Origin of the sequence: Pseudomonas sp. Y39-6 (assembly GCF_023651955.1) — a bacterium.
Taxonomy (GTDB): Bacteria; Pseudomonadota; Gammaproteobacteria; order Pseudomonadales; family Pseudomonadaceae; genus Aquipseudomonas; species Aquipseudomonas veronii.
In genome coordinates, this window is record NZ_CP069594.1 from 4,964,572 (window position 1) to 4,989,116 (window position 24,545).

The 24,545-nt window shown below is 53.3% G+C and carries 12 protein-coding genes and 4 pseudogenes; 2 read left to right on the top strand and 14 right to left on the bottom strand.

Annotated features, from left to right (window positions below; all coding sequences use genetic code 11):
* Positions 1 to 19: 19 nt before the first annotated feature.
* From JN756_RS22520 to JN756_RS22560, 9 genes and pseudogenes are all read right to left on the bottom strand, one after another.
* Positions 20 to 5,545 (bottom strand): DEAD/DEAH box helicase, encoded by a 5,526-nt coding sequence (locus JN756_RS22520; RefSeq protein WP_201021392.1) that lies wholly within the window; start codon positions 5,543 to 5,545, stop codon positions 20 to 22.
* Complete coding sequence (druD, locus tag JN756_RS32465) at positions 5,542 to 6,582, bottom strand: Druantia-type antiviral defence protein DruD (protein WP_502941024.1); 1,041 nt, start codon at positions 6,580 to 6,582, stop codon at positions 5,542 to 5,544. Before druD ends, JN756_RS22520 begins: the two co-directional genes overlap by 4 nt.
* Before the next feature lie 10 nt (positions 6,583 to 6,592).
* Positions 6,593 to 8,470, bottom strand: a complete 1,878-nt coding sequence (locus tag JN756_RS22525) for a hypothetical protein (protein WP_201021393.1) — start codon at positions 8,468 to 8,470, stop codon at positions 6,593 to 6,595.
* Complete coding sequence (locus JN756_RS22530) at positions 8,454 to 10,130, bottom strand: competence protein CoiA family protein (protein WP_201021394.1); 1,677 nt, start codon at positions 10,128 to 10,130, stop codon at positions 8,454 to 8,456. The genes JN756_RS22525 and JN756_RS22530 overlap by 17 nt, the downstream gene beginning before the upstream one ends.
* Before the next feature lie 19 nt (positions 10,131 to 10,149).
* Complete coding sequence (locus JN756_RS22535; protein ID WP_201021395.1) at positions 10,150 to 11,379, bottom strand: Druantia anti-phage system protein DruA; 1,230 nt, start codon at positions 11,377 to 11,379, stop codon at positions 10,150 to 10,152.
* A gap of 798 nt (positions 11,380 to 12,177) precedes the next feature.
* Positions 12,178 to 13,079, bottom strand: a pseudogene (locus JN756_RS22540) (IS3 family transposase); the annotation flags it as partial.
* Positions 13,080 to 14,430 (bottom strand): annotated as a pseudogene (locus tag JN756_RS32470) (IS110 family RNA-guided transposase). It abuts the pseudogene before it with no gap.
* A gap of 222 nt (positions 14,431 to 14,652) precedes the next feature.
* Positions 14,653 to 14,913 (bottom strand): annotated as a pseudogene (locus JN756_RS22555) (transposase); the annotation flags it as partial.
* 65 nt (positions 14,914 to 14,978) lie between these two features.
* Positions 14,979 to 15,269 (bottom strand): annotated as a pseudogene (locus tag JN756_RS22560) (LexA family protein); the annotation flags it as partial.
* A 100-nt stretch (positions 15,270 to 15,369) separates the two neighbouring features.
* On the opposite strand from JN756_RS22560, the gene JN756_RS22565 reads away from it, so the two are divergent.
* Positions 15,370 to 16,020 carry an SOS response-associated peptidase family protein gene (locus JN756_RS22565; protein WP_201021396.1) on the top strand — a complete coding sequence of 217 codons (651 nt, stop codon included), beginning with the start codon at positions 15,370 to 15,372 and terminating at the stop codon, positions 16,018 to 16,020.
* 81 nt (positions 16,021 to 16,101) lie between these two features.
* Here JN756_RS22565 and JN756_RS22570 read toward each other — a convergent pair whose 3' ends face one another.
* On the bottom strand, positions 16,102 to 17,805 hold the full coding sequence (locus JN756_RS22570; protein ID WP_201021397.1) for a LeoA/HP0731 family dynamin-like GTPase: 1,704 nt from the start codon (positions 17,803 to 17,805) through the stop codon (positions 16,102 to 16,104).
* On the bottom strand, positions 17,805 to 21,050 hold the full coding sequence (locus tag JN756_RS22575) for a DUF726 domain-containing protein (RefSeq protein ID WP_201021398.1): 3,246 nt from the start codon (positions 21,048 to 21,050) through the stop codon (positions 17,805 to 17,807). Before JN756_RS22575 ends, JN756_RS22570 begins: the two co-directional genes overlap by 1 nt.
* 654 nt (positions 21,051 to 21,704) lie before the next feature.
* On the opposite strand from JN756_RS22575, the gene JN756_RS22585 reads away from it, so the two are divergent.
* Entirely contained in the window at positions 21,705 to 22,943 is a 1,239-nt protein-coding gene (locus tag JN756_RS22585; protein ID WP_201021399.1) for a Shedu anti-phage system protein SduA domain-containing protein, read from the top strand.
* A gap of 159 nt (positions 22,944 to 23,102) precedes the next feature.
* Here the strand turns inward: JN756_RS22585 and JN756_RS22590 are convergent, their stop codons facing one another.
* The 3 genes from JN756_RS22590 to JN756_RS22600 all read right to left on the bottom strand — a co-directional run bounded on the left by JN756_RS22590 (position 23,103) and on the right by JN756_RS22600 (position 24,428).
* Positions 23,103 to 23,477: a hypothetical protein gene (locus JN756_RS22590; protein WP_236255053.1), complete on the bottom strand. Its 375-nt coding sequence runs from the start codon at positions 23,475 to 23,477 to the stop codon at positions 23,103 to 23,105.
* Positions 23,478 to 23,793: 316 nt separating this feature from the next.
* The gene (locus tag JN756_RS22595) at positions 23,794 to 24,180 is read right to left on the bottom strand and encodes a hypothetical protein (RefSeq protein ID WP_201021400.1); all 387 of its coding nucleotides are present in this window, start codon (positions 24,178 to 24,180) and stop codon (positions 23,794 to 23,796) included.
* Positions 24,129 to 24,428, bottom strand: a complete 300-nt coding sequence (locus JN756_RS22600) for a DUF8453 domain-containing protein (RefSeq protein ID WP_201021401.1) — start codon at positions 24,426 to 24,428, stop codon at positions 24,129 to 24,131. Before JN756_RS22600 ends, JN756_RS22595 begins: the two co-directional genes overlap by 52 nt.
* Between the last annotated feature and the right edge of the window lie 117 nt (positions 24,429 to 24,545).

Genomic DNA, 24,545 nt, shown 5'->3' on the forward strand with positions numbered 1-24,545 from the left:
GGCTCGTTCAACCACCCAATTACTGAAACGTTGCTCGTACTCTCTGATGTGCGTCAGGCAGGTTGGACCTGAGCAAGTACTCGTTCAGTTCAAGGCTGTCGCTGACATCTGCGGCATGCCTGACAGGATGCACAAACTCTGGCGTTCCAATGAGGCCTGGATAGCAGCCAATCGCAACACGCCGGCCATCACGTTCTACCAGCAGGGGAATCTCTGGGGTTCCGACTGGCGTACAGCGAAAACCATCCAATTCGAGACTTGAGCGAAGTTGAGACAGGGTGACTACCTGCTCGTCAGGAGAGGAACAGCAAGGCTTCTCGCCCAAAACTGCGTAGCGGAGTAGCAATGCGCCAAGTTTTCGGTCGAGTCTTTTCTGAAGGTGCTGGTTGTGAAAATGGTTTAGGCATTCTGTGCATGAGGTTTCGCACGTGCAGCCTTCCAGAAGCGCAAGCGTCGACTCTAGAATTTCAGGCAAATTCCTAGCTGCGACTTCGGCATACCCTGCTCCTCCTGAGAGGGTGTCATACAAAAAGATGTCGAGCATTCGAGCGTTGTCCTTAAGCGCGGGCTCAATGCGGAAACCAGAACCGAATTCAGCAGGGTCCAGATCCAATTGTCGGTGCCGACTTGCAGCAAGTCGAAGCGCTTCAGCTATCGAGTGCAATGCATCTTCGAGCATCTGCAACACGACTACCTCAACCGTATTTGTTACCAATGGTTCGGCAATCTTCAGCCTCAGCAAGAGAAGATCGGTGCTGAAGTCATGGCCCAGCAGGACTCGCCGGAATGCGCCAGAACAACGCGGCGGTGTCCCCTTTGGACCAAGTTGTCGATATGGACGGTCATGCACTCCCGCTTGCGGTGCATACTGATCGAATACGGTGGCATGCCCACAGTCGACACAAACCGAAAACCCGCCAAGCTCCGAACCTTCCTTGCCCCGGTTGACTGTCACCAATGTACGGTCAGTCGCATGGGTGAAGCTTGCGTTAGGACCACAGTCGGTAAAGGTAAACACCTCCGGGTCAACGGGTTGTGGGAACTGAGCCATGGTGGCGAAAGTGATGTCCTGCTCACGATCATCCTCCGGAAGATCTTGAGCATTTTCTGGGCCGAATACCTCCGGCAAAATCATGGTTTCCTCTTTCAGTTCTCCACCACATACCGGACAGATTTCACCATCACCTCCAGGTTTGTTGGGATCTCGCACAAATGAGCATGCTTCGCAGTGGACATGTTTTTTTGCGTTTTTGAAAAGAAGACGAGCGCGATTGACCTCCCCGGCGGGCATATCTGCAAAAACACCTCCCGATCGGTAGGTTTTTTTGTCAATTACGATAAGCCGGCCTGGCGCGTACTCGCTAAGGGCTTTAGAAATTGCCTGCTGCGGGCGCTGAAGCGTACGGATCTCCCAATTGCCATTCGAGTTTTTCTTCAGTTCTTCAACCAGGAAACTGGAGAGACTCGTTGGGAAGGCATAGCTCGGCAAAAGACCATGAAAAAATAGGAACTCCAAAAGCTCCTTCTGCTCAACACCGGCACCGGGATTTTCATCTACTTCGGCCTCCTCCTCACTTATCTCATCAGCCGCGACGTGTGGTGGAACTTCTGAAGCGAGTTCGCGCAGAGTCGACAGCAAGCCCTCAACCGTTTCCTCTAACCACTCACCAAGAGTAGAACCGCGAGTGTCCAAGTTGGGCGGCAACCAAGCCACCACCGAGGTTTTCAGATCCGCATCTGCTGCGAGAACTCGACGTGATACCCAGTCCTCAAAGCTCGCTAGATTAAGCCCTGTATTATCTGCCCCGTAAAAAAAGTCCTGGGTTGATCCGAGCGCCTTTAAAAGCAATGAGGTTTTTTCTGCGGGAGGATTGGTGCCCTGAGCCATCGCCTCATGAAAAAAAGTCTGAACCAGATAAGCATGTACATGCCTGCGGGCAATCTTCGCGTTGTCGACCTTGACCTCAGGAGTCCGTGGAGGGCCGGCGACGATGTGCTCCGGGTTTAAGAAATAATGGCTGTCGTGCGGCCCGTTTTGCGAATATGTCACCACTGTGGAGACAGAAGAACCTCGCCGCCCAGCCCGCCCGGCGCGTTGCTGATAGTTCTCGCGTTGAGGTGGCACGTTTCTCAGTGCGACCGCCACCAATGAGCCAATGTCGACGCCTACCTCCATAGTGGTGGTGCAACTTAGAACATCGATGGGCCTATCCTTGTCGCCAACAAGGACGTCCTGGAACCTCAATTCGTACAACTCAGTGGTTGCATGGACTTTGCTTCGGTCCCGATTCGACAGTTGCGCGGTATGTTCCTCTACGCTCAAGTTTGAGAGGCGTGCTCCCGGCTCGAGTGCCTCTTTTACTGGAAGACGCCAGAAACCTTTGCGTGCCGTGACATAGGCGCTCGTCGAGGGGTCGATCGGTACGGCGCCTTCACTCCCACAGGACAGACAAATATTTCCTCCTAGCGCAAATGGCATCAGCGCAGTGCAATCTGGACACTGAGTCCAGACGTGGGAAAGATCAATCACGAGGCGCAAAGAATTAGGAGCAAGGAACCACGCACCATCGACTTCATCGGCTAGCTGCCCGCGGAAAGCGGCTTCCACAGCTTCATAGGTGGACGTATCCCAGCCCCAATGGCCAGTCAGTGCCTCTCTCAAAGCCTTGTCGAACTGTCCCTTACTCCCCCACGCGGGCTTGTAGTATCCAGCGGCCTTATAGCGGTAAACCTTATCGATTGTCGCGTCGAAGGCGAAATCCTGAAGCATGGAATCAATCCAGCCAACCGCAAGCGCAAGTAGATCCTCGTCCCTAACTGGAATTGACGCGGTACTCAGTACCTCCTTCAGCTTTTTGAGTTTTGCTCGTGCAGGCACTACAAAGCCTACGGTCGTACCTGAAAGCGAGTAATAGCTGCCACACAAGAGCTTGAGTAAAGCAATTCGATAACGTGAAGGTGCCTCCTGTGGGCTGAACCTATCCTCCAATGCTTGACCCAAATCAGAGTCGTAGTCACGTTCAAAGACGCTGCGCGCATCCTCAATTTTCTTTGCATCCATGCCGTCAAATATAGCGAGATCGTGACCGGTTAAAATGGAAAGGAAGGCGAGATACAGCGTCGGCGTTGGTCGAGGCTCTAACCTTTGCTCATCCAATTGCCCACATGCTAGGGCTATAGCCTGACGAAAAACGTCGAGTTCAATATCTCTGGGAATATCTCGCGCCAGGCGAGCAGCCTTCTGGCGACCGTCGGAAAAAATGAGAACTTTTCGACCACCGTTGGGATGTCTTGCGTCGTTAGCACGACTTGCCGGCTGACGGGCCATTTGAGTCCGCACCAACGTGGTAAACGGTGCTTCGCCCTTCGTAACATGGTCCATGATCTTCGACGGTTCGTCTTTGGAGTTTTTGGTCCTACGGATGCAGACTGGGCAATTATCGAAAGCTACATCAGGACCAACTGCGACCTTATCTGCTACACGGACTTTGCGGAAACCGGCTCCGTCCGCTGGGCATTTCGCAGAAAGGATGCCAGTGGAGATGTGCAGCCACATGTCCCTGTGTCGACTGCGCGGGTGAGCATTTTCCTCTACGAAAAATTCAACCGGCATAAGGTCCAAGGTTCCACCCTCGGACAATGGCCCGCTTGGCTGATGCCATACAAAATCCATTTCAGCGCTGACATACCCTCGGATAAAGGCGGCGCCACAATCACGGTGGGTTAACAGCTCATACACCCGACCATTTGACTCACAACCGCAATGACTCAATGGTTTAGTGTGAAGGCGGCCAAGAATGGTAGGCCCGCCATGCTCACCCAAGCGCTTCGAACAGTTTGGGTCCACGCAAGCATAGAGTCCTGGCAACCCGCGATGAAATAAGTGCAGACGGGTCGGAAGCAACACGCGACCATCTGAGCTTCGCTGTGCATGACTGCCCAACGCGAGTAGTGCGTCGGTAGCTTTTTCCGCTGTTTCTAGAGGACACCCCTCAAAAAGAGTTTGGCTTAAAGTCCCTAGCTTGACCGCTTTACCTGACACCAAGGTAATAAGTTTTTCCAGCGGTCCGAAGTCAGTCAGGCTTCGAAACAGCCAGTCGCGAAATGATGAGTGATCGCTCGCATGCGGAGCCTCCCAACCAAGCTCTCTAGCAAGAGCCGCCGCGGCTTTTTTGGCAGAAGGGAGATCATTTGCTGACTCTTGGAAGGCGTCGAGATCAAAGCCCGCCAAGGCATCAATCTGTTCTCGGGTTACCGTGTGCACCGAGGAGCGCTGCTCGTTCGTCCCCTGAATAACTCTGACCTTGCGGGAGGAGCTTTCCAACAAACCAGTCAAGTCGCGCGCAAATCGTTCACCGTCCGCAACGGCGGTTTCGCCGGCGCCAAGACTCGCACTGGTGAGAATACAACGCATGCGTTCTCGTGGAATTTCCAAGCGGGCACATAGACGGCGAATGAGAAGCGCGACCTCAGCACCTCCTGCCCCCCTATACATATGCGCCTCATCCAGAACGAGTATGAACTCGTTTCGGATGTCTTCTTTTAGCCAGTCTCTCGTCTGCTCGAAGATCCCACGCTCAATCGGTCTCATGAGCATGTATTCGAGCATGGAGTAGTTTGTCACTAGCAGTTCAGGACAGCGTGCCTGCATCTCGTGACGTGTCATGAGCTCACGGTCACCTGGTTGAGTTAGCAGCCGCCCCTTCCAGTTTTTTGAAACGAATTGATTGCCGATTTTCTTCCCAGAGGCGTAGGTTTTGGTCTCTACCGCATCATCCGCGTAAAAGGCGTCAAGATCTTTGCTTGGCCAACGGCCAATACGAGCCAGGTCTTTTTGGATGGCCGGGATCTTGGCCACTTTCTTATAAAACTCCTCGAAGAGCGGCTTGATGAATTGCTCGTCTCGTGTAGAAGAGCGCTGCCCCGGGTATGGTGTCCTGCCGGTATAGCTGCCGAAGCGGATCGGTGTTTTTCTGCCGTTCGACAGCAGTTTAGCGGCCTCAGTGTTACCGAGTATTCGACGGATACGTGCGAGTTGGTCATTCACCAGGGCGTTCATGGGGTACAGCAGCATCGCCCTACAACCCGGTAAAGCAGCAGACTCAGGCCTTTCGGCGCCTTCTACTGCCAGTTTCCCAATGACCGGCATCAAAAAGCTTTCTGTTTTACCCGAGCCCGTACCGGTTGCCACCACCAGATCGGCAGCTTCATCGCCGAGAAATGAGGTGAGCGCCTGAGATTGGTGCTCATATGGCAGTGGGTAAAGGCCAAGTCCCATCACTGACAATTTGGTCAGTGCGTCAGAGGCAGCCTGCGGTATTGGCAAGTCTTCGTAAGGAGTTCCCACTTTGTAGACCGGCGTTGACTCAACATATGGGGTTTGAGCAATAGTTTCATTCGCTTGGAGAAGCGCGCGCCGCTCCCTGACGAGACCTTCATCGAGAATGTGATACTGAGCCTCGATATATTGTCTTAGGCTATCAGCCAAGCTGCGAGCGGTCTCATGGACACCTGCCGCTTCAGCCAACGTGGACTTCACACTCATCGGATCCCTCCATCTGCGCCGCAGCGCTCATCTAAAACCACACCTAACCCGTCGAGCGCAGCGCGCACGATGGATAGCATTTCTATAGGTAAAACGTGATACGTCACGCCCGGGTGCTCGCCTTCAGGCGTAGGTATTTGCCAACCCAGTAAAAGCGCTCTGGCTTCCTGGTGGGGTAACCGACGTTCTAATCGAAGTTTTACGAAGCCCTGAGAGGTCACAGCGTTAACTCTCATGGGGCGACCAGCTTGAGCATCTAAATGAAAGCGGAGGCGCCTAGCATCCTGAAGGTCGAGAGACGCCATTTTGCGAATGCGCCCACGGAAACAATCCCCCATGAAATGTGAAGCCACCGGACCTGTCTGGCATTTTGAAAGAAAAACCCCTCCAGCGTTGGGCCGTTCCGCCAAGGCGCCCCATCTACCTCTATCGTAAATCGCAATCTCACCCAAATCGCTGGGCACGTCGGTGAACCGCGACTTCATAATTGCTATCAGTCGGATAGACCAAGCTTCGAGCCCTTCGACAGGTGCACCAATCCACTCGTTAGCATCCCATACATCGATCCAATCATTACAGGCGATTGCATCGACAAGTCGCACCCTGCCTGCGGCTTGTGTCTGGATGTTGTGCGGAAGAGTCTCTATGGGACCGCCGCCTAATATCACTGCGCTGTTGTTGGCAGCTTTGATGGCACGCGCTGGTGGCGTCAGCCAGTTCCCGCCTTGAACTCTGACCAAGTCACCTAACTCGCCCAAACTATTCAAGACCGACAGCACATCAGGGCGAGCATCATTATCCTCCGCAAGATCTGGCCAGAGAGGTGATAGCCGCCTCCGGACCATACTGGTCAAGCTAAGGGAGGCAGCGGGCTCCCAAGTGCCATTGCCAGCGGCCGGCGCAGAAGCGAGGTACGAGGCCGCTCGCAGACACTCGGCTATCGCAGCGATACGAAGCCCTTCACCCACAACCCTGCAACGAAGACCTGTCGCGAGAATTTTTCGCGCTCCTTCGCGGGACATCGCCTGCCACTTCATCTGCGCCCCCTCAGGTTTCTGCCTCGGCTTGCAATTCGGCCAACATCCGGCCCGCGATACGAGCAATATCCTCAACGGGACCGGCCGTTGCCTTCGCCCATGGGAGAGCCCACAACGTCAACACGGAGTGCAGATCCTCTTCTGATGACCCGCCGGTGATAGTCCGCAGACGGGAGTAAGCACGGTCGGCCATCCTTGTCCAAAGATTGCCGGGGACAAACGAGCTCTCTTCTATGAGTTCCTTCAGCTCAGAGACAAGTGCCCGCGGCGAATCATCGTCAAAGCCGTCAATCTGATCCCAAGAGTTGCGCACCAGGTGGCCAAACTTGAGCTCCGGTAATTTGGCGGATACCCCACGCATAGAAAAATTATCCGTATCAAAAACCGGACCGATCTCCGCGAGCGTGCCGCCATCAGGGAACGTGGCAGGGCCGTGTGTCCACGCGGCTATCAATGAGAGACGTTGGTAGCTTGGCAGTGAGAATTGGCGGCGCGTAACGACGTCTCGAATCGCGGTACCGTACACCTCAAAAGCTGAACGGTTTGCTCCCTTCATCAGCAAACAACCAGAGGTTTCCGAGACCACTTCTAGATAATCAATCGCCGCTTCATCGGATACTAATCCGACCGGTACACGCCATTCATGAAATGTTTGACCGCCAATGGCTGCTGCCACGGCATCTGACACTAAATCAGAAATCGAGCCCGAGAACTGGACCATCTGCCCCGCAGACAAAGCTGCTAAAATCTGGCGGGCTGTGGCAATTGCTGCTCCTTTCATAACTCCGCAGGCCTGAAGGTTGCTTGCAATCAGTTCACAGGCGCCTTTGACAGAGTGGATATCTACAATAGGCCCCGGTGACTCAACTTCAAAAAGTCGAACCTGTGGTTTGGTCGCCGTGCCATTGCATCCCTTTGCAACGGCTGCTTCTAAAATATCGATCCGCTCAGCCAAGTGACCGACTGCCGTGACGGCGTGGTTCCACTCGGCCTCCTGCGCACAGAGCGCATCGATTGATTGCTTGAGCGCTGAAACCTCCGCCTGAGTTTCGTCCCACGCGCGGCCCTGTTCTGTAAGCGCCTCCAAACTATGGTGGAACTGTTCGGCTCGTGCGTCGGCGGCGGCGATTACTTTTGTGATTTCCTGTCTTGCGACGCCAAGTGTATCGACCGCCTCTTCCAGTCCACTGGCACACTCAGCCACGCGCTCGAATGCAACCCGAAGTTCCTTAACGTCATCCTGACTTTTGTCGACACTCAAGACGACTTCTCGAATGCCTTTAGCCAGAATGTCCGTCTCGGACTCAAGTTGATCAATTCGCTCCGCCACCTCTTCTGCCGCGGCTTCAGCAATTTCGAAGTAACCTTCAATCTTATGCAACCGCCCCGGAAGTGCGTCGATCATAAGGTCACGAGCTAGCGTCGATGCTGGACGAAAGCGTCCGAGTGCGACTTGGGCTTCGGGACTATCTGCAAAGCCACTGAAGTCCAACAGACGTTCCAGACTCTCCCTGGCTGCGTCAGGGAAAAGCTCCGCCAGGCCCTTTAAAAAAACGGGCCCAGCGTCCGGTGTAGCCGATGAAACGTCACTTGGGGGAAAAGTTGTACCCAATCGGCTCCTTGCCCAAGCCTCCCACAGACCGGCAAATGTGCTCCAGTCGGCAGCCCCTTTCTGCCCAGGCTGAGTGTGAATGAGGTGCCCGACCAAACGCTTTTGTTTTTCCTTGAACTCGGGGGGCGATCCCCGCCGGAAACCCTGAATTGCCGGCTGGCGATCATAAAAAATTTTACGAATACCATGAGGAATCTCCTCAATGAATTCAGTAATCGCAATTTGTCCGAACGCAGAGATACGATCCCTTGCCTCCTGGCTATATTGGTAGCTCATATGAGACTCCTTCCCCTAGCTGTTTGAGCTCAAAGCCGCGGGCGAGGACGTCCTTCACCAGCGTACGGTAATTCGGAATAAGTTGTGGATAGGGCCTCAAGCTAGCGAAGGTTCTAACCAGCGCATAGTCATCGGAAACCGCGGCGATTGGGCCACCTGGTTGCAACTGAACCATAAAGCTGAGCAGCCTGGATCGAAGCGAGGGGCCCAGGGTAACGAAGGTCTCGCTGATAGGTCTGCTGGAAAGATCGCCGGCAATGTGCAACCGCCCGAATCCACCGAAGTTGATGTCGACGTAGCATGTCGGGTCGACCAGGTGCGCAATGAGAAGGGTCTGCACTTCTTGTGGAAGAAGGCGCTGATGCTGGCTGTGTTCAGACACTGTGTCGCCGGAAAAAAGTAAGATCTCACTGCGCTGAGAGGACTTGTCAGCAATAAGTCGCCCATTACAGCCGTGTGGCATGGAGAGATACTCAAGCGTCATTGTCTGAGCTCTGGCAGCCATGACAAAGGTCCTGCATTTTTTTTGATGCAAAGGGACTACGTGTCGCTTCGACTCCCGATCCCTAAATGCAAACTCTACAGCCGGCAACTTTTGATTTCGGCGCGGTGAAAGCGTGCAAGAGACAAACTTCTCGATGTCCGGGTAGTCCGCCTTTCCGACTCGGAAGTCTTGGGTTTTCTCGGTTGCCAAAACAAAGAACGCTGGTGACCTTTCTATCCCAGTGGCAGAAAGGCGCTCGCCTCCCCCGTACACTTGCATTGTCGGCCCCCTGCTCTGCTGTCCGACGGGCATCATCTGTGTCGACAGCAGTACCGTAGGCGACTCAAGGCACTCAATAGCGTTAACGCTCGAATTTCTCGTAAGAAACGGCCATATAGGGGTAATGGAGGGGGCGGGTGGATTTACGAGCAGCCCCGTAAAAATGTGAAGCCATTCCATGCATTCTTCAGAGGGCTTTTCCGGGATGGTGGCAAGAGCCAGGCCCCAGCCCTGCCTGCTCTGAAACTTATCGAGTACGAGCTCATCAGGAAAAACGGGAGCGGCATTTTCACTCCATAAAAAAGCGTATGTTTCCGAACCTCTGAGCTCCTGTGCTCGGGGAAATCCAGTTGCTCCTTCGCGCCCCGACGCTGAAAAGACAGCAGCTCCCGAGGGTGAAAGTCCCGGGCACTCGCGTTCCACACTGGCCATGAAAAAAGGGTCGGCATGGGCGCTATAGGACACGATGCGATAATTTTCGACGGACAATTCGGCCGTCGCGCGAAAGCCCTTTGCCATACCACGCATATCTAAGTGCTGAAGCCTTCCTCCCACGTCGATTGTGACGGTGGCGTCACACACACGACATGCAGGTACCGCCAACTCTAGCCACCAGGCAGCACGCTGCCCTCTGGTAATCATCAGGCGCAGAGCCATCCGGCGCCTCGTCACGGTGGCGAAAACGCTACCTTCTGAGTTCTGCCCGTATTGGCTCGGGATAAAGTTTTCGCACTCTGGTGATCCCCAACCGGGCCAGTGGCCAAAGTGTTTTTTTCGTTTGTCACCCGAGCGAAAATTCACCATTGCTTTACAGCACGGGCAAATGAACATACCAATTCCCGACGACTGAGCAGCGGACTCTAGCTTGTTCGTCAGTTTGTTAACGGCGTATTCCAACGCAATTCCCCTTGCGACCCTAGCAGCCGCAACTGTTGTCTAGCATCACTTCTCGCTTAGCCTCGGTGCGGAGAATTTGAGCTTGACTACCGAACAAATTAATCAGGTCAGTCGGCGTCCAGCCTCGGTATCCCGGTACATTCCTAGAGCGCGGGATCATCCATCGATCCAACGCCAGGCCGGCAATTTCACTTACAGACAGAAGCGCGCTGACATCAGGCTTACCCTTCCCAGACTGCAAGATTTTAGTTGCATTGGATGCAAGCTGACAGATGAAGACCTCACGCTGAATACCGTGGCGCATCAAATCATCCTTGAAACCTAATGCCGTAAGCGCAGCACGTGTTGTCCTCAAGCGCCAGTTGGGCCCCTGCCCATAACCATGCTGGTCGGCGTACGTATGGTCGATGTGACGCAGGTAGTCACGCATCTCCATGAACAACCAATCGGGGATGTGAAAATGCCCCCAGCCGCCGGTATAACCAATTGGCTTGAGATATTGAGTGCCATCCAGCTTCAGTCGGTTATAGACCGAGGATCGACCCATCGATGATGTCGTGACGATGGAAAGTAGGCGAGCCTTCTTTTCTGCCTGCGAGATGATCCCCGTCGAGTTGCCATAGGCCTTCGCAAAATCATCGTAAATATCACGGCTACGAAGCAGGCATGCGACCAACTTGCCTCCAAGAAGCGAGTTGTAAGGTGGGATCGCCCCAAGAACGTAGGCATCCATCAGATTGACTAGCCGAGCCACCCTGTCATGAATATCCCAGCCAATGAATTTGTCTCTAACTCCCAGATTGAAGACAGGATCACCAATCGCGATAAGCCCCATGAGCTTGCCGTTGCTTTCATCCCAAACCAGGTAACGCAGACGCCTACCGAAACCGTTTGAAACTGGCACCGACCAGGACAAGGCAGCAAGCCTGAATAAATCGCCCTGCCAAGTATTTGAGGAAACCCGTTCCAAAACCGGAGAAATCTTCTCAGGATTCACATCTTTGCCCGATGCAAAAAACTGCATCAGCTTTCCCCCTGCCCGCGACACGAATTTCTCGCTCGCGAGAAGTCGCTCCTCGCGCTGGGCGCTGTGAAGGGTTCGGATCGCGTCTTTGGTATTACCTGGGGCTCGTAGAGCCCCCTCATCCGTTTTGGTGAAGCCTAAGGAGTGCAGATGTTCGCGCAGCTTTCTCTTGAGGTTCGCTTCCCGGGGATTGAGCCCAATGATGATTGCATCGCCTTTTGGCATTAGCTGCTTCCTGCCCAATACTTTTCCAATTGAACTCTTTAAAAACAGAGGGCTCGGGTTCCGGTACTAATACACGGATGATGCTAGTGGTCTTAGCAAAACATAGGCCGTGGAGTTGCAAAGCAATGCGTGCATGGACAGCTAGTGAGCACACACTCGCCAACCATATCGATCAGCGTCAGCATGCCCGTTATGGCGTTCAAAATGTAACTTCCCCAAGCGTTCAAGCTGTAGCTCGCTAGGTCGGCAAATCGTACAGCTCTGTCGGGCTTATAGAAAGGCTACTGACGCTAAACACCCCGTAGCGGCAGCCCGAGCTAGTCGCTGGTGCGATCTGGTCCAGCGCCCTAACGGTTTGCGAACGGCTGCTCTGGCCGTTCTCTACCGATCATGGTTACAAAGCGTGCAGGTGGTCAGGTTGAGTGCCTTTCGCAACCGTGACCACACGACTTGTAGGTTGCGATCGCAGCCTGAGGTGTCGCCCCTAAATAAATGTCTAGGGTAATTCCGAATTTTGTAACCTTAATTTTTGCACTGTAAACCAAGGTAGTTAACAAGTCACAAAAATTGGTTTACACGAAGCAGTATCACCACCTCGAAGAACTTGGAGAGGCTGGTTTTTCACTGCGCGAAGAAGTGATTGAACCTTACTGGTCGAGCTTGAGGTACACACCCCTACGCGCTGTTATCTCAAAGCTTTCTCGGCCCGCGCGGATCCAACGAAATTAAGTTTGACGCGGGTAACTGCCGCTCGAGTTCAGCGATACGGTCATACAACTCAATGTATTTTTGTAGTGGTCAACTAATCCCGGACACGACGTTAAGTTTTTCCTCGGCCCGCGCTGGTGCCAACCCCTCGTTGAATTGGTGAGGCCGAATCCAGTTGTAGCGATGCATCAAAAAATGGCTGATATCGCGCTGTGCTTCCTGCGCAGTTCGATAGCCCACGGTCGGTATCCATTCTGTTTTCAAGCTGCGAAATACGCGCTCCATCGGTGCGTATCCCAGCAGTTTCCTCGTCGACTCATGCTCTGGCGCATGCGGTATCGCCACAACCGCTGGCGAAAGAGTCGGCTTGCATATTGCGATCCTTGGTCCGAGTGGAATAGCAGATCCGAAGGCCTGCCACGCTGCTCGTAGGCCATATCCAACGCTTTGATCACCAGTTCAACGTCTGGCTTTTCCGACAGCGCCCAACCCACGATCCGACGCGTACAAAGATCCAAGACGACAGCCAGGTAATGCCACTTTCCTTGCGCCCAAATGTAGGTGATTTCGCCGCACCAGACTTGATTGGGCGCTGGCACGTTGAACTCGCGGTTCAATGTGTTCGGGATATCGAGTCTTTCTACTGTTGCTCGTTTGTAGGCATGGGAGCCGGGTTGTTTGCTGACTAAGTCAAGCTCGCGCATCAAGCTACGCACTTTGAATCGACCGAGTTACTCACCGTCTTCACGCATCAGCGACAGAATGCTACGACTGCCCGCAGAGCTGCGACTTTGCGAGAATAGCTCACTGACGCGACTACGTAATCGAAGCCGTTCAACATCGGGCGTGCGGCGCCGCAGGCGCTGGGCGTAGTAACATGAGCGAGTGACGTCAAACACCTTGCACAGCCAATCAACCGGCTCATGGGCGCTCAACTGGTCAATCAGCGCGAACGCTCGTGATCTTCCGACATCAAGAGCGCGGTAGCCTTCCTAAGAAACACCCTCCAGTGGTTGCAGCGTAAAACCAAACTCAGCCGCGCGTCGGTGTAGGCCTTTGACGACTCGCTCGCGATATTTTTGCTCATAGTGATCTGCTCCAGGGTCTTGATAATTCATGCCGAAACGCATGGCGTTGTAGAACAGGATCGCGATCTTTCGAGCGGTAGCCGTGACCGCCTTGGCTTTGCCGATTCGCGCCGCGAGCCGCCGATAAAACGCCCCCAATGCGGTATTGGTTCTGCCGACCGTCACTGCGGCTAAGCGCAGATGGGCGGTCACTCGATTTTTGGTCTTGCGGGTATGGGCCGAAAGTACCTTGCCGCCACTGATGCGACAGCCGGGTGCAAGGGTGAGCCAGGAAGTGAAATGGTGACAAGTCCGCCATCGACTCAGATCCGTGCCACACTCGGCGACCAGCCGAAGAGCCAGGTAGGGGCCGATGCCGTGGCATCTGGGTCAGATCAACACCGACCAGTTGATAGAGCAAGGTACGTACATCGAAATTGAGCGCGTTGGGTTGCCGAGTGTTATGCCGTGGTTTTGGCAGCGGCTCAGCGGGCAATGTCTTTTCCTGCGAGAGCTTAATCAACGTTTGTGCAATCTGCTGGTCGCAAACCAGTAGCTGCGCTTGATAAGCGTCATACATGGACAGCGCCTGCGTCAAAGCGAAAACGTGCTCGGGCTGGTAGTTGCCGACCAGCGATGCCTCAATCACATCAACACCTGCCTTGCAGCGCTTGTCACTCAGCGCCGCTAACGAGGAGGGGTTGCGCTCGCCTGCGACGATGGCGCGAATTATCCGCATCCCCGACAAGCCGGTGATATCGGCCACGACGTGATGCAATTGCAGGTTCATGTGCGTGAGAGCTTTTTGCATGTGCTGAATATGCGCCGCGGCATAATCGAGATGACGCTCCCGCAGCCGCAAATAGCTGCGCAAAGCCGAAATTTCACGATCAGGGTGAAAGCTGGCTCGAAGCAGCCCACATGCATGGAGTCGTTGAATCCACTGTGCATCATTCACATCGGTTTTGCGTCCTGGCACCGCACGGGCATCACGCGCATTGGCGAGTACGACCTGAAGGCCGTGCGCTTCCAGTATTTCGTAAACCGGAATCCAGTAAACGCCTGTTGATTCCATGGCGACCGTCGTTATCCCAAGACTTACCAGCCAGTTGGCCATGCGCTCGAGATCGGCAGTGAAGGCCTGGAAAGTTTGAACGGATTCTTTGGCCAGGTCTGCAGGAACGGCCACCACATGAAAGCGTGAGCCAATATCAATGCCGGCTGCGTAATCATGAATAACCGGTAACCCACGCTGCTTCAGATCATGCTTTTTCATGAGCACCTCCAGTCAAGTTGAACTGGACGGGGACTCGGATCAAATCACCTTCCTAAACGGGGTCACGGAACGTGCCACCACTAACGGGTCCGCAGCTTCCCCTGGGTCAAGTTTTTTGACGGGGACTAAGCCTCCAAAAAGCCAGCGACCACTGTCCAGTAAGATCAGTGTAGAACGCAGTGTTTCTAATCCAATGGGCCGCGGAGCGCCGGGGAGGCGGTTTTTTAGTATTGATTTCTCTCGCTCAAGCCGAGCAATCCGGGCTTCCAGCTCCTGAATTTTTTGCTGCTCCGACGTCAGTGCCTTGCTCTGCGGAGTGATGCCTTTATGTTCTTTCTGAATCTGGTCAACCCAGCGGCGCAATGCCGACTCACCAATGCCGAGTGAACGGCTGGCTTCGATGTAGCTGTAGTTTTGTTTGAGCACAAGGTCGGCAGCCTCGCGCTTGAATTCAGCGGAAAAGGAACGGCGTTGTTTGGTCATCTGACACCTCGATCTGGCGAGCATTCTCGCCTAAATGGGTGTCCGGTTTCATTAGACCACTACATGCACACTGGGTCGTTGTTAAGCAACGCTATGACGACATGCCCGTTAAGAGGCTCAATGGACCGATCCACAATCGCCAAGTCACCGTCGAAAATTCCGATGCCTTGCATGCTATCTCCCGCAATCGACACCAGATAAACATGGGGCGCTCGGATGTTCAGCAGCTCATCCAATGAGATCTGTTGTTCGATATGGTCGGCCACCGGTGAAGGGAAACCCGCCGGGACTTTGAAGGAGCAGAGAGGCAGTTGGACGCCGCCCTCTGTCAGAGGGCCTAGAATGACAACGCTCATGACGCAAGATTTCTCAGATACTGTATAGAAATACAGTTAACTTTGAAGGCAGTCTGCGGTCAATTCAGTTGTAGGAAATTACGACAAGCGGGTGATTACCATGTGCGGACGGTTTGCTCAGTACCAAGGTATGGCGGACTACCTAAGAGAGTTCGATGCAGAGCAGGACGTGATCAGCGGCTACGACAACCAGCCAATCGCCCGCTACAACGTTGCACCGACCACCCGAGTACTCATCCTACACAGCGTCGACGACGGTTTGCGAATTGACCCCGTTCACTGGGGATGGGCGCCATTCTGGGCCAAAGGCAAACGCCCTGACCCGATCAACGCCAGGGTTGAAACAGTCACCACCGGCAAGTTCTTCAAGCAGCTCTGGCCAAATGGCCGGGCACTTGTTGTAGCTGATGGTTGGTATGAGTGGGTAAAGGATCCTGATAATCCAAAGAAAAAACAGCCTTACTTCATTCGTCTCAAAACCCAGGCTCCTATGTTCCTCGCAGCGCTCGCTCAAGTTCATACCGGTCTTGAGCCTCACGGGGGAGATGGGTTCGTCATCATCACGGCGGCCAGCGACCAAGGCACGGTGGACATCCATGATCGGCGACCGTTGGTTTTGTCTCCGGAACACGCTAGGGAATGGTTGGATCTGGATCTGTCGCCAGCTCGAGCGGAAGAGATAGCAAAAAACCTATGCCTGCCCGTCGACGAATTTGAGTGGTATCCGGTGGGAACTCCGATGGGGAATTAGCTGAGTGCACAAGCCCTGTTAGTCGTGGGGACCCTGGCCGTGAAGCTCCCGCTGCATCCTGCTTCGGGCGCTTGAGTGAGGTCAGTTCAATCGCTTGAATTCTGCATCGATGGTTTCCGCTTCAACGCGCCATGCCTGGAAGCGCTGCTGGCGTATACGGCTGTCATCCACATTGCTCTGCAATTCCTGGCGGCGAGTGTTGAGCAACAGATAGTCAGGGAAGAACTCTTCCTTGAAGCGCTCTGAGTTCACGAGGGCGAGGAAGTCCTGACGCTGCTTTTCGAAGTTGCTGACCATCGTCGTGACGGCCTTCTTGAAGGCCTCTTCGCGCTTGTATTGCTCCCAGCTGTCCCAGGCTTCAAGGGCCACACCGAGGAAGACCAGTGCCCCGTTGGCACCTTTGGCGAACTTCACCGCGCCCCACGGTTTGAATTTCAGGTACTTCCCGATATCCATTCCCACTGTCTTTGCGATGGTGGTGAGCCCATCACGTGCGGCCAGTACAGTGGTGTTATTGATGAAGTTGCCTTTCAGGACGTGGTTGATACCCTGTTTGCCCAAGGCTTTGACGGTGGTGTTGAAGTGGTTCACTTCGCTGTCGAAGCCCGTTTGCATCTTTTCGACTTCAAGCGTGATCGACTGAGTCTGGCGGCTGAATTCATTCTGCAATCGGGTGGACAGGATGATGCCTTCAGCACCGACCTCACGCTCGAAGAAATCTGCGAAGGTTTCCAGACTGCAACCATTGACCTGCAGGATCAGGTCAGAGAAGTAACGAGTGGCGAAATCGCGCAGACTGATGCGCGCTTCTTCGATTTGCTGCCCAGTCGTCGTCAACTGCTTACCCAGGCGAGAGTTGAGCTCGTCGAGCCTAGCTACTTCCTGGGAAACCTTCTGATCGTTCTCGATGGCAACAGGCAACTGGTTGTGGAGCACGTCACGGATGACGCTGGCGCGCATGTCGTGGACCAGCGCGGTGCTCCCACCGTTTTGCTGGATCTTTCCAGTGGTCGCCGTCTGAAGTGTGGAGATGTGCGACAGCGCCTTGAACTGCTCAAGGTTGCGGAGCCAGTGCTCCACACCCATATCGAAGGGGTTGGCGGCAACGGCGACGATGGACAGCTCGGCCGCTTCCTGATCAGTCAACCCAATCTGCTCGCGAAGCCGGCCTGTCACGTTTTCGCGTTTGACCTGCAGGTTGGTCTGATAGTCCTGCTCGTCCTCTACGTCGGCCACTTCATCGAAGCGACTGAGAACAAAAATCGTACGCGGCAGCAAATTCAGAGTGCGGAACAACCAAGTCAGGTCCTCCTTGTGGCTTTCCTTGACGGGGTTGGTCGAGTTCATCACATAGAGCACCAAGTGAGATTCGCTCACGTACTTTTTGGTGATGTCCTTGTACTTTTCGATGGCGTGAGTTTCGGCATTCTCCTGTTCCTTGAAGCCAAACAGCCCAGGGGTATCGATCAGCACGAAGTCTTCGTCGACTTCATAGACCTTCACCTCGTTGGAGGACTCCTGATGGCTGATCTTCATGCTGGACCGGTCCAACTCCTCCATCCAGGCTGCTGCAATCGAAGTCTTGCCTTCAGAGAAGCCGCCAATCAGAGCGACCTTGAGTTTCTCACCAGACACGCTGCTGATGACATTCTGCAGCTTGCTGCTCAACGCCGGGTCAATCGGTACGCCGGCCTGCGCGCCCTGGCCGAGGAACGTCTGCAGTCTGTCGAGCAGCGTCAGCGCGTTTGCCTGTTGGACCTTGAACGTCTTGAGAGTGTTTTCCATTACAGGTTTCCTGCGATTTCAATTTGGCGGGATAGGATTTTCAGGCGGATGGTCGAGCGAGATAGCGTGTTCACCTGGTTGGCAGCCTGTTTGGCTGGTGCTTCAAGTGCCAGGTCGAGTTGGTCGATCGTTCCCTGCATTTCGTTCAATGCGATATCCAGGCTTTTGCGCAGCATGTCGCGCAATTGCTCGGTTGCGCTGCGCAAGTTCTTATCAAGGGCTTGCCGTTGCTGGGACATCTTGTAGTCCGTGCTGAGCGCGCTCCAGAGTGCCTTGCTGATCGAGACTATCGCGGTCAGTACAGACGCCCCAACGAACCACAGACTGGCGCCTCCAGTGAATGGTGCTGCGGCGATACCAACGAGGCTGGCCAGTAGCCCCGCAACCTTGACGCCGTTGTCGATTTTTATGTCGAGATTGAACGGCTGGTTGAATCGCATGCTGCCGAGCTTTCCGTAGCTTGCGGCCAACTCCTGGGCGTGTTTTTCAAAACGGCTGAGAATATCCTCGGCCGCCTTCTGGAATTTGCTGACCTCTGCGTTGACTGCAACAGGCAGTTGTTTGCTCAACTGTCGCTGCTGAGTTTCAAACGCCTCGGTCAGGGCACTTTTGAAAGCGTCGTTGCTGATGTCCTCTTCAATGCGCGCATAGATGCTGTTCCGCACCTTGCTGGCGAAGCTGTCGATCAAGGTTTCGCCGCAAGACTCTAGACGTTTTTTCAGCGCCCCAAAGCTGCTGCTCAACTGGCTCTTGGCGCTTTGCTCTTCCTGGGAGAGCTTGTCCGACAGTGCGCTAAGGGTTTGCTGAACGCCCCGGAGCGTCTGGGTAGTCTGGTTGAGCGCGTCATTTGCCTTGTTGAAGTTGGCGCGAATGATCTTGGCTTTGCTGTTTTGAATCAGCTCGCGGTCGAGCAGATCCAGAAAGTCACGCAGGCGGGATTTCTCAAGCAACTCGTCGGCACCGAAATCCTCGAGCACTTTGCTGCGGCGCTTGGCATCCTGCGACCCCGGCGCGAAGTGGTCGGTCGAGGCGAGGAAGGCAGGCATCGCGCTCAGCGGAAACACCTTCTTATAGTGTTTGCCAAGCTGTTCGCCCATTCTCTGGTCAAGGCCGGCAAGACTAATGTTTTCGTCTTCGGAGACCAGCGGACGGTCAGACAATGAGCGCTTGGGGTTGGTGATCTTCTTGTTGAAGACGGTCCAGACCTCCGTTTGCGCTCCCAGGTGCTGTTTGATTTTTTCCAGCATGCCTTGGTGTTTCCCGTCGCCCGTTTGCGGTGGGGCCGGCTGATTGGTGACATAGAACACTGCATGAGCGGTCTGCACCGCGCGTCTTATGTGATCGAGTACCAGGTCTTCCTTCCCCTCGATTCCGGGTACGTCCAATAGTGCGAAAGGCTGGCCGTCCAGCTCAAGCTCATACCGCTGCGTCTCTCGCGTGAAGTCGGCTCTGCCGTCACCGATGATTTCCCCGTCGGCGTGAACCTGGAGTTCCCCCAGCAACTGCGCCAGCCGGGTTTCATTATCGAGGCCCTGCTCGGTGAGCGTTCGGTGCTGATGTGCGGCCTCTGCCTGTTGCGCGGAAAGCACCGCACAAGCGTCGTCGCGCTTCATTGCGATCTCCTTCACCTGCCGCTCCATCGCAAGGCGCTCACATTCAGCCTTCTGCTGTTCGATGCCCAGGGTCGCGGCAGCACTGTCACGTGCTGCTGTGCTCTCTGTCAACGCTGCGGTGGCGGCACTCAGTTGAAGCTCTTCCGGCATTTTTCTGAAGAAATTCAGCAGAGTCTGCCAGAGCGAGGCGTTACTTTTGCGTGTCGTAAGAAGCGTATGAAGACGGGTGACCGCAGCCAGGGCGTCCTTGTGCGATTGCTCGTGATGCTCGAATGCACTGCCAAGCCGTTGCGTCACCTCGCTGGAGCGGGCGTTGGCCTGGCCAAGGGCATTCTGAGCGTCCCTGAATGGCTGTTCGAACTGCAGCATTGTTGCACTCAGTTGTTGCGTCAGTGCTTCAAGTCGCGCTTCAGCTTGTTCGATGCTCTGCCGCAGGTGCTGCAGAGTGTCTTCAGTCAGCCCATACTGCTCCCGCACCTTGCGAAATGCCTGCTGGCTGGCCCGCTTACCGGGCTCCTGGAGCAGGATTCGCAACGTCTCGATCAGAGTCGACTTGCCCGCACCGGTCTCGCCATAGAAGGCAATGGTGAACGTGTTCCATTCGGCGTTCTTTTCAAGCTCAGCGAGCCGGTCGAGCAGCGCTGAGCGATGCTCGGTAAGTCGGCGGATTGCCTCCTCGCGAGCCTGGTTCAAGGCTTCGTCGTCCGAGGGATGTCTCAGTTCACCTATGATGAGCGCCAACTCGTCATTGATCTGCTGGTAAACCTCATGTGGGCTATTTAGTTCGAGTTTCATATCAGGTTCTTCGGCGATTTGTTCGGGCATCAGAGGGGGCAAGAGTGCGTCGGCTGGGGGTTGAGCAGGCCCTGACGAGCCGGGGGCGAGAGCTTTGAAGCGGGTTTCGTTCAGCACTTCCGGAAGCCGCATCCAGTAATCGGTATGACCGAAGTCATTCATCTCGATGCTTTCGAAATGCTCGACCTCGTTACGCCCCAAGCAGGCTTCACCCCAATTCAACAGCAGGGTACGGTCTGTCTTTGAATAAGCATTGATCAGACGCCCCTTGAAGCGATCACGCAACTGGCGCGCTTCAATGGCGGTCACTTCAACAGCAGCCGCCATCAGCAGCACATCGTTGATAGCCAACTGCTGACAGTACGAAAAGGTCTTCAGACTGCTAATCAACAGCCGGCCGCCAAGCGAGTGGCCGATCAGGTTGATGGTCTTGATCCGTGGGTGGTTGCTGCGCAGGTACTCCTGCAACTGATCGAGCAACACAGCCCCCATGTGCTCCGCCCGGGTGCGCGCCTCAGTGAAATTGCCCATCCGATCCTTGGCGAATGCCCCCGCAAGGCCAAAAGATTCGAGGGGCGAACTCGACATGGTTTTGCCGAAACTCAGACCTGCGGCGCCAAGTGCCCAAAGCGAAGACTTGTTGAAACGCAGAAGATGATTCGAAGGCCAAAACGCAAAGATATTGGTGTAGTGCTGCAACTGATAGGGAATCTTGTCGAGCAGAAACTTCTTATCCTCATCGCTATGCCCGGCGCTGTAGCCATGGACGAAAATGTTGGCTTCAGTCGTGTCCTTTGCGGCGGATGGCGAGGTTTGAAACTGAAAAAGGTGTGGCATGGATTCTCCTTATCCGGTCATGCCATTCGGCGGCTTGGCTATCAGACTTATTCGCGTGGGTACTTGGCCTCCGGGTGCGATAGAGCAAGTCCCTTGGGACCCTCATTGCGGGCGGGCATGAATACGTCCTTATGCTGTTTGGGGGGAGCGGGCTTGTTCGCATCACTTCTTTGGCTAATCTACCTTAAAAATATGGCAAGTTGATATCAGAAGGGGCGGGGGTTGAGGAATGCGGGGTGGCGATGCCTTTTGAATTTGGACATGCACGGCCGAAAACAGCCATCACCCCTAGGCTGAAAGTCACGCTGCGTGTAGGAAATGAATTCGAAGGTGAAACGTACGAGATAATCCATGAGGCTGATACGCTCAGCACTCTCCTGGCAGAGTAGGAAGCAACCAAGGCTGCGAGGAAAAAGTTCAGGTATGTGGAAGTGACATCGGTCATGTCGATGTGACAGTGACCTCACTCAGCTCGCACCAAGACTTTGCTGTCAGACCAATTGTCTGGCAGATCACGTTGAGTTGAGCCTCCAACGACAGGCCGCCATCGGCCCAAAGGGGCAATCGCGTGTCTAGGATATCCGGGGGGATTCAGTATACTCAGCCACCACACTTGATAGAAAAACCATATCAAACGCCAGGCTCACTTAAATAATGAACAAAACACTAGCCCGAGAACATGACGAAATTAACATATTTGAGAAATTCCTTGAGCAATTATTCAAAGTGTATTTGGATCCTCTTAGAGAGTACGCTAAAAGCAAGCCTGCGCTGATACGCACTGCGCCTGGGTTTTTAATAAATCCAGAAGAAATAATTCTCTATATTGGCCGCACACACATTGCTGTAGAATACCTCGGCTCAGAAGTCTCGGAGGAAATTAAGCCAATTAAAGGAATAAAGGTACAAGTCTGCAATTACCTTTCAAAAGAATGCAATCTTTTCGAAAAAATCGTAGGGTTCGAATACGATTCCACTTCAACGCATTTGTTTTCATTACCGCTCCCGCCATTTAGCGAAGATTTGATTCTCCCAACAAATAAAGGTTGGGATATGCTTTGTGAGCTGAAATGGAATTTTGCAGCACAAAACAGCATCACCGGATTCAACGTACCAAACCCGAAACCAGTCGCGGGTCAGTTTACTCGAATTGTAAATGGAATGTTCTTTGACGCCAATGAGTCCGGCTTGAAGACAAGACATATAAAATGGCTAGACTTTTTCCCAATCGATTATGATGATAGCAACGAAGATTTCGACAGATTCGGCTTTAGTCTTGATTATATCGCGACGCGTGTCGAACAAGATGCACATTATCGCTACCCCTTGCCGGATGACTATAAATATATCCAACTCCCAAAAATAAACAGGTTCATTGAGATATGGGGAAACTCAAAAAGCACTGAGCCAGAAATAACCTCTCACATCTCAAAGCCAGAAAACAAATTCATCCTCACGATGAAGTTCGGAGCAACAGATATTTTCCCTGAGTTGACCTGCGAGTGGCAGAGCGAATCACGTAACAGTATCAGGCCCGACTTTTTTGTGTTGCAACCAAATGGCTATGCAGACATAGTAGAATTCAAACTTCCTCACATAGATAAAAGTTTTCTTGTAGGCAGTGAGAACAGAGAGGTGTTTGCTTCGTGGCTTAGTTCTTATATCGCTCAGACCAGAGTATACGCCACCTACTTTGACGACCCGAACAATAGAATATGGTTTGAGAAAAAATACGGTTTCAAAGTTCATAAGCCTCGTAGGTGGCTTGTTGTAGGGCGTAGAGGTGATTTCAAGGCTGAGGTATGGAGGGAAATCATGGCTGACTATAAAGACCTAGAAATCCTGACGTTTGACGACTTAATTGATGGGGTAGTGGTGCAGTTTTACAAATAACTCATACCCAAACCGTGCCCGAAGCTCTGGCAGCTAGGGGTCGAGTTCTATCGGTCTTGACAGGCAGAAATCGACCCCTTGCAACCACTCCCTACGTCCTGGTTATGAACTACGGAATGCAGTCCCGATTGAGAACAGTAACAGATTTTATCAATAGTTCTAAAAGTTGCTCGGAAGCGCTGCTTGTTCGCCCCACGCATAGAGGTCTTTGCCTTGTATGCACTCAAGAAAACGAATTGTCGTGTGGTACTTGATGGCTGTGGGACTTGTGAAATCATTTTTAGCTGCGTACGACGCAGCTTTTTCCCGCAGAAACTTGAATCCAAGAATATCGTTGGGAAATTCCGGTGCATTCCATTGCGAGTACGACTTATCAACTTCTCCCATCAAAGCGGATGAGTACCAAGAGCGGAGCTTAAGGAATGGATTCAGAAGCAGAACTCCATCTTCCCTCTTTGCCCATACTTTTTCACTTGCAAATGTATCGATAATTCCTGGATCCGCGGCTTCAAAGGGTCTCCATGCCGAAGGCATGATCGTGATTCCGATCCACTTCTCCTGTTGCTCTGCTTTGTAAGCCTCTATAAGTGCTTTACCGAAATAGACTTGAAGAGTCCATTAAGTTCCTCCCATCGCTCAAAGGACTTAAGCGCGTTATCAATGATTGCGTAAATTTCTTGAGTGCTCTTGGTTTCCACAAACTCGCTAAAACCAAGAACGTCTAGAAAGAGCAGATAGCGTCCCTGGCTCAGATCGGTAGTTGTTTTCATTATGGATGGCCACCATTTGGTTAAAGGGGGACTTTCAGTCCGTGACTATACTCAGGCCTCGCCATTCCCAATATGGCTAATTACTTGTCAGCTAATGCTGATGTTTTGGAATCATCCAGAACTGGCAACGTAGGCAAATCAAGCAACGGTTTTTCAAGGTGCCTATCAATTGATTTTAAAGTGGCATTTAAAGCTTTTAGCTCTTTGACGAGATTCGGGCCATAGCCGTGCTCAGTTGACTCAGAAGTTTGGAACATTCTTATATCAAGAGTTGAGCTTGATCGAAGCTTCTTTGAAAACAGACCGTTAGAATGTGCTCTGTAGCAAAAAACATCAATACGAATGGGCTCATTCCCTAAGTACTTATGTAACCCACCATACTGCCCCCAAGAGATTGAAAGTCGCTGGCCAGGCGCTAAAAACGGTATTCCGCTGGCGATTGGCCCGGATTGCATTTGGTCTGGCATTTTTTCTGGTACCTGGATGGAAAATGCATTTTCTGGTAAGGGGCGACTGGATTTAAAAAAACTCCGTGGGCTGCGCCTCTGCCGATATTTTCGACGATGAGGTTCACTATTGATTGTCTTTGAAGGTCCGGCTGCGCATATACAATCACCGTCGGATCTGTTGCGGAGCGGAAAACAGCGTACGTGACAATCGCTGTGGCCACGGCAATCAAAGCCATAAATATTGAGATCCAGCTAGCGAGATCCATCAGCCTTTTCCTTTACCAATTGATGTCCCATGACGGAGCGTGACCATGATTCCATTTCCGCTATGATCATACGTGCAGAAGGCTTTCACTTGAGATTTATTCACGACAACAACTAAC

Bases quoted from the DNA above. Each gene is read 5' to 3' on its own strand.
- JN756_RS22520 (WP_201021392.1), bottom strand. From the start codon at position 5,545: ATGAGTGTGAAGTCCACGTTGGCTGAAGCGGCAGGTGTCCATGAGACC.
- druD (WP_502941024.1), bottom strand. From the start codon at position 6,582: ATGAAGTGGCAGGCGATGTCCCGCGAAGGAGCGCGAAAAATTCTCGCG.
- JN756_RS22525 (WP_201021393.1), bottom strand. From the start codon at position 8,470: ATGAGCTACCAATATAGCCAGGAGGCAAGGGATCGTATCTCTGCGTTC.
- JN756_RS22535 (WP_201021395.1), bottom strand. From the start codon at position 11,379: ATGCCAAAAGGCGATGCAATCATCATTGGGCTCAATCCCCGGGAAGCG.
- JN756_RS22565 (WP_201021396.1), top strand. From the start codon at position 15,370: ATGTGCGGACGGTTTGCTCAGTACCAAGGTATGGCGGACTACCTAAGA.
- JN756_RS22570 (WP_201021397.1), bottom strand. From the start codon at position 17,805: ATGGAAAACACTCTCAAGACGTTCAAGGTCCAACAGGCAAACGCGCTG.
- JN756_RS22575 (WP_201021398.1), bottom strand. From the start codon at position 21,050: ATGCCACACCTTTTTCAGTTTCAAACCTCGCCATCCGCCGCAAAGGAC.
- JN756_RS22585 (WP_201021399.1), top strand. From the start codon at position 21,705: ATGAACAAAACACTAGCCCGAGAACATGACGAAATTAACATATTTGAG.
- JN756_RS22590 (WP_236255053.1), bottom strand. From the start codon at position 23,477: ATGCCTTCGGCATGGAGACCCTTTGAAGCCGCGGATCCAGGAATTATC.
- JN756_RS22595 (WP_201021400.1), bottom strand. From the start codon at position 24,180: ATGCCAGACCAAATGCAATCCGGGCCAATCGCCAGCGGAATACCGTTT.
- JN756_RS22600 (WP_201021401.1), bottom strand. From the start codon at position 24,428: ATGGATCTCGCTAGCTGGATCTCAATATTTATGGCTTTGATTGCCGTG.